This is a genomic window from Croceicoccus mobilis (assembly GCF_001661965.1).
GTDB lineage: Bacteria > Pseudomonadota > Alphaproteobacteria > Sphingomonadales > Sphingomonadaceae > Croceicoccus > Croceicoccus mobilis.
On sequence record NZ_LYWZ01000023.1, the window covers coordinates 69,499 to 80,562 of the forward strand.

The 11,064-nt window shown below is 62.8% G+C and carries 10 protein-coding genes; 4 read left to right on the plus strand and 6 right to left on the minus strand.

Annotation, left to right across the window (positions count from 1 at the left end; all coding sequences use genetic code 11):
- Positions 1–22: 22 nt before the first annotated feature.
- Entirely contained in the window at positions 23–2,476 is a 2,454-nt protein-coding gene (locus A9D13_RS12420; protein ID WP_172808170.1) for a TonB-dependent siderophore receptor, read from the minus strand.
- 171 nt (positions 2,477–2,647) lie between these two features.
- Positions 2,648–4,168 (minus strand): adenosine deaminase family protein, encoded by a 1,521-nt coding sequence (locus A9D13_RS12425; protein WP_082922374.1) that lies wholly within the window; start codon positions 4,166–4,168, stop codon positions 2,648–2,650.
- A gap of 364 nt (positions 4,169–4,532) precedes the next feature.
- Between A9D13_RS12425 and A9D13_RS12430 the strand changes: the two genes are divergently transcribed.
- From A9D13_RS12430 to A9D13_RS12445, 4 genes are all read left to right on the plus strand, one after another.
- A complete protein-coding gene (locus A9D13_RS12430) occupies positions 4,533–5,459 on the plus strand; it encodes a LysR family transcriptional regulator (protein WP_066774644.1) in 927 nt (308 codons plus the stop codon).
- Between the two features lie 100 nt (positions 5,460–5,559).
- A complete protein-coding gene (locus A9D13_RS12435; RefSeq protein WP_066774240.1) occupies positions 5,560–6,108 on the plus strand; it encodes a phosphoribosyltransferase in 549 nt (182 codons plus the stop codon).
- Between the two features lie 40 nt (positions 6,109–6,148).
- Positions 6,149–6,727: an LOG family protein gene (locus A9D13_RS12440; protein WP_066774242.1), complete on the plus strand. Its 579-nt coding sequence runs from the start codon at positions 6,149–6,151 to the stop codon at positions 6,725–6,727.
- Between the two features lie 2 nt (positions 6,728–6,729).
- Entirely contained in the window at positions 6,730–7,116 is a 387-nt protein-coding gene (locus A9D13_RS12445) for a VOC family protein (RefSeq protein ID WP_066774244.1), read from the plus strand.
- Here the strand turns inward: A9D13_RS12445 and A9D13_RS12450 are convergent.
- The 4 genes from A9D13_RS12450 to guaD are packed head-to-tail and all read right to left on the minus strand — an operon-like array spanning position 7,097 to position 11,062.
- On the minus strand, positions 7,097–7,609 hold the full coding sequence (locus tag A9D13_RS12450) for a DUF4269 domain-containing protein (protein WP_229665437.1): 513 nt from the start codon (positions 7,607–7,609) through the stop codon (positions 7,097–7,099). The genes A9D13_RS12445 and A9D13_RS12450 overlap by 20 nt on opposite strands.
- Positions 7,610–7,626: 17 nt before the next feature.
- Positions 7,627–8,736, minus strand: a complete 1,110-nt coding sequence (locus A9D13_RS12455; protein WP_066774246.1) for a nucleoside hydrolase — start codon at positions 8,734–8,736, stop codon at positions 7,627–7,629.
- The gene (locus A9D13_RS12460) at positions 8,736–9,752 is read right to left on the minus strand and encodes an adenosine deaminase (protein ID WP_066774247.1); all 1,017 of its coding nucleotides are present in this window, start codon (positions 9,750–9,752) and stop codon (positions 8,736–8,738) included. The genes A9D13_RS12455 and A9D13_RS12460 overlap by 1 nt, the downstream gene beginning before the upstream one ends.
- Positions 9,749–11,062 carry a guanine deaminase gene (gene guaD, locus A9D13_RS12465; protein WP_066774248.1) on the minus strand — a complete coding sequence of 438 codons (1,314 nt, stop codon included), beginning with the start codon at positions 11,060–11,062 and terminating at the stop codon, positions 9,749–9,751. The genes A9D13_RS12460 and guaD overlap by 4 nt, the downstream gene beginning before the upstream one ends.
- Between the last annotated feature and the right edge of the window lie 2 nt (positions 11,063–11,064).

Consider the following 11,064-nt stretch of genomic DNA (forward strand, 5'->3'; position numbering starts at 1 on the left):
GGCCCCGGCGCCCGGATCAACATCAGAACTTGAAGACGAGCGATGCCTGATAGCTGCGGGGCTTTTCAGGCAGGGCGATCGTCGAGCCGAACAGCTCGGTGAAGTTCGCGCGGAAGTAATCCTCGTTCGTTGCGTTCTTCACGACGACGCGGAACAGCCACGGGCCGGTTTCATAGGTCGCGCCCACGTCCACCAGCGTATAGCCCGGCAGCTTCACCGCGCGCGACTGGCCCGAATAGACCGAATCGACGAAGGAAGCGGCGGCGTTCAGGGCCAGGCCGAAGTCGAACTTGTACGTGCCGGTGAGCGAGTACAGGTTCGTCGGGATACCGGCGCGGCGGCTTTCGGCCTTCGAGCTGATCGGGACGAGGCCGATCGGCTGACCGCCCAGATACAGCGTCGGATCCGACACGTTCACGAGGTCTTCGATACCGAAGAAGCTGAACAACACGCCATCGTTGAGACCGGTGAGGTTGAACACCTTGGTCCGCGTATAGGCGCCGGTCAGCAGCAGGTTGTCGGTGGGCGAGTAACGGAATTCCGCTTCGAGGCCCTTGGTCTCGACGGCCTGGTTCACCGTGATCGACTGCGAGGAGTAGTCGGTACGCTCCTGCTTGTAGACTGAGACGGCGGCATAGAGCGTGTCGCCCAGCCAGCTGCCCTTTACGCCGCCTTCATACAGCTTCGAGGCCGACAGCCAGGTACCGGCAACGAGGTTGTCGGGGTCAAGCTCTGCGCCCTGGCCCGCGATCACGACCGACTGACGCGCGGCGGTGACATAGGGGATCAGGCCGAAGGGCAGCTTGTACGACGCGCTGGCCGACCACGACCAGTCGCCGTCCTTGTCCTTGGCGCCCGCATAGCCCGGGTCCGATTCCATCTTGGGGATGTTGTAATAGGATTCCCCGTCCAGCCAGTCGTAACGCGCGCCCAGCGTGATGTTGAGCCCGAAGTCGAAATCGAAATCGGCAAGGCCGGCCAGCGCGTAATCGGTGTAATTGCCCGACACATAGCTGGTGTAATTGCAGTCGCATTCGAGCGAGAGCAGGCGATCCGACAGCGGAGTATAGCCCGTGGTCAGGTCGACGCGGTGGAAATATTCGTAGTTGAAATCCTCGCCATGCTTGAAATCCGTGTAACGGATCGAAGGCGAGAACTGGAACGAGAACGTCCCCATGTCCGTCATCAGCTTCTTCGCGACGACGAGCTTGTTTTCAAAGACATAGCTGTCGTGAAACTGCGAGAAGCCGTAGGCGTTGGTATTGTAGTTCTCGTAGCTGTCATAGAACATCTGGTTCTTGATCTCGAGGTCGGCCGGACCTTCCCAGATGAAATCGGCATAGAGCGTGGTCGAGCGGTTATCGAGCCGGTCGTCCGTGCCGGTCAGCGTGTTCCGGCGGCTGAGCTTCGTCGTGCCGGTGTCGGTCAGCGCCAGTGCCGGATAGGTCGAGGTGAAGCACTCATCGGTGAACGCGGTTGCGAACGGGCTGAAATTGCCGCAGCCAAAGCCGCCGAAGATCGACAGGCCGCCATCGATCACCGCATTGATCTCACCCTGCGAAAGCTGGCCGTCGCCATCCATGTCGATGGGCTGCGCCGAACCGGTGATATAGGTGCCGTTGTCGACGAGGTCCTGCGTCAGGCGGTTCCAGCCACCGTTCTGCTGGCCCTTGTAGTTCTGGTACATGCCGCCGAATTCAAGGCGCAGGTCAGGCGTGATGTCGGTATCGAACGAGCCCTGCAGAATGGTCTGCTTGGTGCTCATGTTGCGATAATACGAACCCGAATCCTCGACTTCAGCATAAAGGCTGTAGCCGAACTCCTGGGCGCCGATGCTGCCCGGACCGCGAAGATTGGCCGACAGGACCATCTTTTCCCAGCTGCCGGTCGTGACCGAGACTTCGCCCTCGGGGCTGGAGAGGTACGAGCCGCCCTGCGCGCGGCCCGATTTGGGCACGAAGTTCATGTAGCCGCCGGTCTTCGACGGACCGAAGATCGGCGAGGCGGGGCCGCGCACGATGTCGATGCGCTCTGCCGCGGCGATCGGGGTGGGATAGTTGCCGGGGTTGTCGAGACGACGCACGCCGCGGAAATAGACTTCGCCCGGAGTGCCGCGAATGTCGAGCGCGCCGCCGACGCCGAAGAACGAGTTGGTGAAGGTGCCGGGCGTCTGCGCCATCAGGTCATAGATGTCGGTGATGCCGAAACGCTCCATCTGCTCGGAGCTGATCGACGAGGCCGAACGCGGCGTTTCCACCAGCGTCTTGTCGAAACCGAAGACCGAGCCGACGTCCTGCACCGGAAGAGCGCCCAAAGCGCCGGTCACGACGATTTCGCCGGTTTCCTCTTCCTCTTCCGCGTCCTGCGCCATGGCCGGCACGGTCAGCGCGGTGCAGGCCAGCAATGCGCCCGCAGCTGCCAGCATGCGGCTGCCCCGACGCTTATTCCCTTCAAATTCGATCGCAGTGAAATTCATTTTGGGGTCCCCCATGAAACCGGCAGGGGGAAGTCTTTTCCCTTGCTGCCGGGCCTGATGTCCGTTGCCCGATTGTGCAGGCCCCCTCCCCGGGACGTGCTCGCACCTGCGATACATTGCCGCGATGCGTTCTCTGGTATTTCCGGCAGCCTAGTCCCCGGCCGCCTCTTTCTACTCCGACCCGGCTTCGTATGCTGCGCCGGCAAAGCGCGCAGACGACCGTTCGAATTCCTCGAATTCTTGCTCCAATGCGAGTTGAAGGCGAGCCTTCTCGCTATTTGCTAATGCTGTTTTGCACATGCGAGATACGAATGTTGCGCTGCACGCGTCGATTGGCGTCCCTACGTTGCCGTCGCGCCACAGGCTGGTACCGGGCAGGAAAGCGTATTCCAACCCATTGCGCGAAACTTGCTTCATCGCGGCATAATCGAATCCGTGTTCTGTGACCGCGCGCTCGTATTCGCCGGTGAGATCGGTGCGCAATATGCCCTGATCGTCAGTTGAAAGCGTCACCGGCACGCCAAAGCTGCGATAAAGATCGATGGGATGTTCATCCCCCTCGACCCCAAGGATGACGGCATTGCTGGTCAGGTTCACCTCGACCGCAATGCCCTCGCTCGCCATTCGGGCCAGAGTCGCGGGTGCGTCAGCCTCATAGGCGATGCCGGTGCCATGGCCGATACGCTCGGCGCCGCTGGCGATAGCCTTGGCCATATGGTCTTTCATCGCGGCAGGCGGGACCAGCCCGAACGCCAGCTCTCCGGCGTGCATGGTGACATGCACATCGGGGTAGCGTTCCTCCAGCAGGCGGAACATCGCCATGTGGAGGTCATAGTCGCGCATCGCCACGGCCCAGTCCTCGGGCATGACGATATTCACGCCAACGAAACGCGGATCGGCATCGGACAGGGCAAAGGAGAACAGCAGCGAGCGAAACACCTGCTGCGGCGGCAAGGCGCGAAGTGCACTGCCCAGATAGCGGATGGCGACATCGCAGGCCGCCTCGGCACCCTCCGTGCCGCAGCCCAGCCCCGTGCGCGTCTCCGCTTCCTCGGCATCCAGTTCGCTGCGCGCGGCGGCGATGTGGGGTGCGATTGCCGGGATCTCACGGTCGAGCCATGCCGCCAGATCCGCTTCCCCCAGCGGATCGGCGGAAGCGCCCATGACATAGGGCCCCATCACGACCGGATTATGCATCAGTTCGAGATAGGTGAGATTGTCGCCCGCCGCCGTGCGCAGCGCGACCATCATCATTGGCGCGACGTTGTCACGCGCGACCATGCCGAACAGGTCGAAGCTCTTGAAGAACTGCGTGTGCCCGGTAACCTCATCGCTATCCACCCCGGCCTGCCAGCCGCGGGTCGAAAGCCGGTCGATGAGCCGGGCATAGAGGAAGGGCCGCTCCGCCGCGATGCGCCCGATCTTGTCCGCGCCCTCGCAAGGAGCGGGGACGAGACCGAGCGTAGCGGGATCGGCGCAATAGCCTTCTGCCGCAGCCCAGCCGAGGTAGTCTTCCGCCGATGGCGTGCCGGAAAGGTGATTGTGCAGGTCCGCACCCTTGGGCATCGCCTGCAGGAACATGCGCAGCATCTGCGGTTCTTCGCGGATGGTGTCGAAGACTTTCGCCGCCTCGGCCTCGCTCGCGCTGTCGGCCATGGCGGCACTGGGCACGGCAAGCATCGCGCTGGTCATAAGGGCGGCAATGGCACGCCTCACTGCGTCTGGCCGGTCGTGTCGGAAATAAAGGATGCCGTGACCAGGGAGATCATGGAAATCGGACAAAGCGCGACTGCCGCGGGTAATACCCGCTGGCCAGCATCAGTCCCTGCTATCGCGCTCAAAGCCCGAACCCCCATGATAAGTCCCATCTGCAGCGCGTCCCCCGCTGCGAAACCTGTAATCCCTGGTCACGGCAAGCACCCGGCATCAGAGAGGGAGCGATGCCGAAGGCCGCGGCGTTCCTAGGGCACTTGACTCTACCCGCGCAAATGCAATGAATCCCACGCATCGTTGCAAAAATGAGCGCACCCCCTTTTTCGGATCGGAGCACCACCCCATGCCCGCCTTTTCCCGTTTCCTGCGCTATTTCCTCGCAGTCGGTCGCCTCGGTTCGATCCGCAAGGCAGCCGATGAGCTGAACGTCTCCGCCTCTGCCATCGACCGGCAGATCCTGAATGTCGAGGCAGAGCTTGGCACCAAGCTGTTCGAACGGCTCCCCACCGGGCTGAAGCTGACCGCGGCGGGCGAGATGATGATGCCATCGGGCATCGGCTGGCAGCAGGGGATGAGCAGCCTGCGCGCCCGGATCGAGGATCTGAAGGGCCTCAAACGCGGTCATGTCGAAATCGCGATCATCGATGCGCTGGCCAAGGGTTACATCCCTGAGACCATCCACCAGATCCAGCAGCGCTATCCCGGCGTCACCGTGGGCGTGCGGGTGCTGGGCAATGATGACGTGCGCCGCGCCATATCCGATGGCGATGTCGATTTCGGCATTTTGTTCGAACCCAATTCCTATCGCGACCTGACCGTGCGCGCCTTTGTCGACGTCGAACTGGGTTTCATCACTCCGCGCGGCCACCGTTTCGACGGATTGGCAGAGGCGCGCTTCTCCACCTGCGTCGGCGAGCCGGTGATCGCCCCGTCGCAGCCGCTGGCCGTATGGCAGCAGGTCGCCGTGCTGGAAGCGGCGACCAATGTCGCGCTGGAAAGGAAAGCCACGTCGGATAATATCCAGTTCATCACCTCCATGGTGCTTCAGGGCGCAGGCGTGGGCATATTGACGTCGCTGGATGTGATGACCGAACTTCAGCGCGGCCTCCTTGCCTTCACCCGCATTTCCGATCCGCTGCTCAGGCCGATGACATTGGCGCTGTGCACCGCCTCTGCCCGCACCCCGTCGTACGCCGGGGCGATGGTGCTGGGCGAGATCGAGAACGGGTTTAGCCGCCTCGCCTATCCGCCCGCCCCATTGCCAGAGTGAGCGATGGGCAAAACCGCAGCCCGGCAAATTGCCCCCGCCAGCCGCAGCCGATACTCTGCGAGGCGAATCTGATCACGCCGCCAGCAGGAGCGACAATCGCATGAGCGACACGTCCACAACGGAGACGGGCGAACCGCAACTCCACTACCTCGAATATTACGAGGACTTCCTCGCCAAGGTGCGCGAATTGTCGCGGCAGGTGGCAGACGGCGACTGGAAGCCCGATTTCATCATCGGCGTGGGGCGCGGCGGGCTGGTGCCTGCGGTCTATATCTCGCATCAGCTGGAACTACCGATGCTTTCCATCGACCATTCGTCGAAAGTGCCCGGTTTCGCCGACGAACTGCTGGCCAGGGTGGCGAGCATGACCGCCGAGGGCACCAAGATGCTCTTTGTCGACGACATCAACGATTCAGGCGGCACCATAGCCTATATCCGCGAGCGGCTTGGCGAAGGCGGCTGCGAGACGGCGAACATGCGCTACGCCGTGGTCATCAACAACCAGTCCTCCAGCGTAAGCGTCGACATGTGGGCGGACATGATCGACCGGGCCGAAGACAAGCGCTGGTTCGTCTTCCCGTGGGAATCGGTCGGCACGCGCGAAGCCATTATCGAGGAAGCGCAATCGGTCCCCGAACGACTTTCCTGATACCCTCCCTCCCCTCCCTCTCGCGAAAGTAATCCTCCCCATGAGAATTTGCGTCTACCTCGGCTCCTCGCCGGGCCGCCTTCCTGTGTATTCGGAAATCGCCCATGAATTCGGCACGCTGCTGGCCAAGCGCGGCATCGGGCTCGTCTATGGCGGGGGCAAGGTCGGGCTGATGGGCGTGATCGCCGATGCGGTCTGCGGTGCCGGCGGCGAAGTCATCGGCGTCATCCCCGAAGCTTTGCGCGCCCGCGAGCGCGACCACCAGGGCATCACCGAGCTGCATGTCGTGAAGACCATGCACGAGCGCAAGGCGATGATGGCGAACCTCGCCGATGGTTTCGTCACCCTGCCCGGCGGCATCGGCACGTTCGAGGAAATGTTCGAGGCATGGTGCTGGTCGCAGCTGGGCTATCACGACAAGCCGGTAGGTCTGCTGGACGTGGGCGACATCTTCGATGGCCTCAAAACACTGATCGACAAGGTGGTGGAGGAAGGCTTCCTCCAGCCCAAGCACCGTTCCATGCTGCTGGTGGAAAAGGACCCCGAAGTCCTCCTCGACCGCATCATCAGCTATATCCCGCCCGCGAACGAGCACTGGCTCGGCAAGTCGGACGTCTGACCATGGCCCGGCGCCTCGCCCTCGCGACCTTGCTGGTGCGCGATTACGACGAGGCGCTGGCCTTTTACGTCGGCACTCTGGGGTTCACGCTGGTCGAGGATACAAGGCTTTCGGCGGAGAAACGCTGGGTCGTGGTATCGCCGGGGACAGGCGCTTCGCTGCTGCTGGCACGGGCGTCGGGCGAAGAACAGGTAGCGCAAATCGGCCATCAGGCGGGCGGCCGCGTCGGCTTTTTCCTTGAGACCGACGATATCGCCCGCGACCTCGCCGACTGGCGCGCCAAGGGTTTGCGCGTGCTGCGCGAACCGGCAGAGCAACCATATGGCACGGTCGCGGTATTCGCCGATCTTTACGGCAACAAGTGGGACCTCATCCAGCCTGCGGGGTGAAACCGGCAGTAGCCAGCAACCGCCCCAGCACCGCGTCGCTCTTTGCGGACAAAGCGGCCAGCGCCGCATAGGGATCACCCTCGACCCCCAGCACCTGCGCGAATGCAGGCTCGGTCTTTGCCCCCGTCTGCCGGGTAGCCATCACCGCGGCATGAAAGCGATCACCGCCCAGTTCCAGCAATCGCTGCTCGACAGTGAAATGCAGCCAGCCTTCCTGGCTTTCCACCGGACGCGGATCGCCGAATATTTCGAAGGGCAGATCATCAATGGTGAAGCTGGCGATCACGGCCCGCGTGCCGCCTGTCCATTGCCGCATGGTGAAATCGGGGTAGCCGCTGGCAACACCCCACAACAAGCGCGCAAACGCATCGCCATCGGGCGCATGACAGAGCAGATCGATATCGCTACTCCGCAGGTCCAGACCCAGCGGGAAAGTGCCCGCCACATGCGGATCGTGATCTCGCAAGGCGTCCAGCAAAGCCGAACCGGCCAATACCGCCCGCCAGCGCATTAGCGAGCCGCCGTATTACCTTCGGCCATGGCTTCCACCATCATCGCTTCCAGCTTTTGCGCATCGATGGCGCGCACGACATGCGCCTTTTGCTCGCCCAGCCCCGGCTGGTAATGTTCGCGCCAGCTCAGCGTATCGCCATAGCCCGGCCCGAACTGGGTGTTGTAATCGACATAAAGATCGTCGCCCTCGGTCTCCAGCGACGGGTCGAGGACATAGGCGGCGGCGATCTCGTCCCACATCGGAAAGCCAGTCTCCATGCCGGAGATGAATTCGGCGACCTCTGGCGTGGCGACCTTTGCCATGCGCGCGATCAGTTCGGGCGTGAGCTGCGCGCCGGTCGACGGATCGGACGGGATCATCACCAGTTTCGGCCATGGCGCGCGTGAGACGATGCTGGCGGCCTCGGGATCGAAACGGGCGTTGAATTCGCGGCGCGGCGAATTGACGAATTCGCGCGCGAATTCATCGGCGGAGACATTGTCCAGCACCTGCCGCGGATTGAGCGAGCCGCCCATATAGACCAGCTCCTTCACCAGCGACGCGAATTCAGGGTCCAGCCTTTGCGCCAGCGCCAGATTGGTCAGCGGACCGCAAGCAACGATGGTGATCTGGTGCGGGTTTTCGCGCACCATGCGGATCAGGAAATTGGCCGCGATCTCGTCCGATTTTTTCAATTTCGCATTGCCGCCGGGCAGCTCCACCGGATCATGCGGGCCGTAATAGGCGGGCGTCGACTGCACCGTCGGCTCGACCCATTCCTTCATCCACGCGCCCTTCCAGGTGAGCTTGCCGTACAGCGCTTCCCACCGGTCGGTCATCGCCTCTGTATTGACGAGGGGGAAGGTCGCGCCTTCGGCGACGGGGATCTCTTCGTCCTGCGTGATCTCAAGGCCTTTCAGCTGCATGGCGGTGGCGCGATTGGCCCAGACATTGCCCGATACGCTGGTCAGGCCAACGACATCGACCTTGTCGCTTTCGATCAGCATCAGGTGCATCAGGGCAAAGCCCTCGTCATCGATGATGATCTTGGGCCTTTCCTGCGCCTGCGCGCCTGTGGCCATGAAGGCCAGAGCCAGAACCGCGAGGAGCCGCCGCCAGGAGCGCATCACGGCTGCGCCGCCAAATATGCGTCAAGCTTTGCGACCAGAGCCGCCGCCTTGTCCGCAGGCAGGAACGAGCCGGTAAAGCTGTTGCGCGCCAAGGCGATCACATCGTCGCGGCTCAGCCCCCGCGCATCGACGACGGCCCGGTAATTATCGCCGACATAGCCGCCGAAATAGGCCGGATCGTCGCTATTCAGTGTCGCCTTCAGCCCCGCCTCCAGCATGCGGTCGATGGGGTGGTCCTTGATATCGTCGATGACGCAAAGCTTGAGATTGGAGAGCGGACACACCGTCAGCGTCATCTGCTCCTCTCCCAGCCGCTCGGTCAGCTTTTCGTCCTCCAGCGCGCGATTGCCGTGGTCGATGCGGTCGACATGCAGCTGATCGAGCGCCTGCCAGACATATTCGGGCGGCCCTTCCTCACCCGCGTGGGCGGTGATCTTGAGCCCCTTTTCCTTTGCCGCGGCAAAAACCTGCGCGAATTTGATCGGCGGGTGCCCCACTTCCGAACTGTCGAGCCCGACGGCGGTGATATGCTCGATCCAAGGCTCGGCCATCTTCAATGTCTCGAACGCCGCCTCTTCCGAAAGGTGGCGCAGGAAGCACAGGATAAGCAGGCTCGACATGCCCAGCTCTTCCTCGGCCTGTTTCCGCGCCGACAGCAGACCCTCGATCACCTCTTCGAAGGCGATGCCGCGATCGGTGTGGGTCTGGGGGTCGAACATCAGTTCCGCATGGATCACCCCGTCAGCGGCAGCGCGGCGGAAATAGGCCATCGCCATGTCGTGGAAATCGGCGCGGGTCTGCAGCACGTTCGCGCCCGCGTAATAGATGTCGAGGAAGTCCTGCAGACGGCTGAAATCATAAGCCGCCTTCACCTCCTCCACGCTGGCATAGGGGATGTCGATCCCGTTGCGCTTCGACAGCTCGAACATCAGCTCAGGCTCAAGGCTGCCTTCGATATGGAGGTGGAGTTCGGCCTTGGGCAGCCCGCGGATGAAATCGTCGGTTACGGTCAATTTGTTCTCCGATGGTCGGAATTTTCGGGGCGGCGCCATGCGCATTCGCCCATGATATAGGTGGCCGCGATGGCGCGGTCGTCCCCCAGGATCTGGAGAGCGAAGAGCCGCTCGGCAAGGGTGGCGCCCGCGGTGCGGCGTGCGAGCAGCGGCGTTGACGCAGCGTCCAGCACGGTGAAATCCGCCTCCTGCCCCTCAGCCAACGCGCCGACGCGATCCTCGATATGCATCAGCGCGGCGCTGCCCGCCGTCGCCAGCCACAATGCGCGGAAAGGGTCGAGCCGGTCCTCCCGCATCAAGGCCGCCTGATAGGCAAGGCCGGAGGTATGGAGCATGGAAAACGACGTTCCCGCTCCGACATCGGTGCCAAGCCCCAGCCTTACCCCGTGCCGGTCCGCCTGCCCGAAATTGAAGTGGCCAGAGCCGAGGAACAGGTTCGAACTGGGGCACACCGCGATGCCCGCTCCGCTTTCATGCAGCCGCGTGCAGGCCCTGTCGTTCAGATGGATGCCATGCGCGAAGACCGATCGATCCGTGACGAGCCCGAAACGGTCATAGGCGTCGAGGTAATCGGCCGCTTCGGGAAAACGCTCGGCCACGGCGGCGCATTCGTGCAAATTCTCGGCCAGATGGGTGTGCAGCAGCGCGTCTGGATGATCGGTCAGCAATCCGGCAGTCACATGCAGCTGTTCGTCACTGGAGGTCAGGATGAAACGCGGGGTAACCGCGTATCCCAGCCGCCCGCGCCCGCGCCAGCGGCGGATCAGCGCATCGCTTTCACCCCTTGCGGTTTCGGGCGTGTCGCGCAGCCCATCGGGGCCAAGATCCATCAATACCTTGCCCGACACCATCCGCATGTTGCGTGCCAGAGCCGCTTCGAACAGCGCATCGACCGATTGTTCGTGCACCGTGGGATAGACCAGCGCGCTGGTGGTGCCGTTCCGCAGCAATTCGCCAAGGAAGAAGGCTGCGACCTCATCGCCATAGGCCCGATCGACGAAAGCCTTTTCCGCCGGAAATATGTGCCGGTCCAGCCAGTCCAGCAATTGCTCGCCATGGCTGGCGATGCGGTCGGTCTGTGGGTAATGCACATGCGCGTCGATAAAGCCGGGCACGATCAGGCCCGCGATCTCCTGCACCGGCACATCAGAGAACTGCTCCCCCAGATCGGCATAGGCCCCGCGCGCGACGATAATGCCGTCTTCGACCACCAGCAGGCCGTCATCCTCGTGCCGCACGGCCTGGGCATCGCCGCGCGGGTCGGTGCCGACCGAAAGGATCTCACCGCGAAAGGCGCGTATTTTTCCCATGA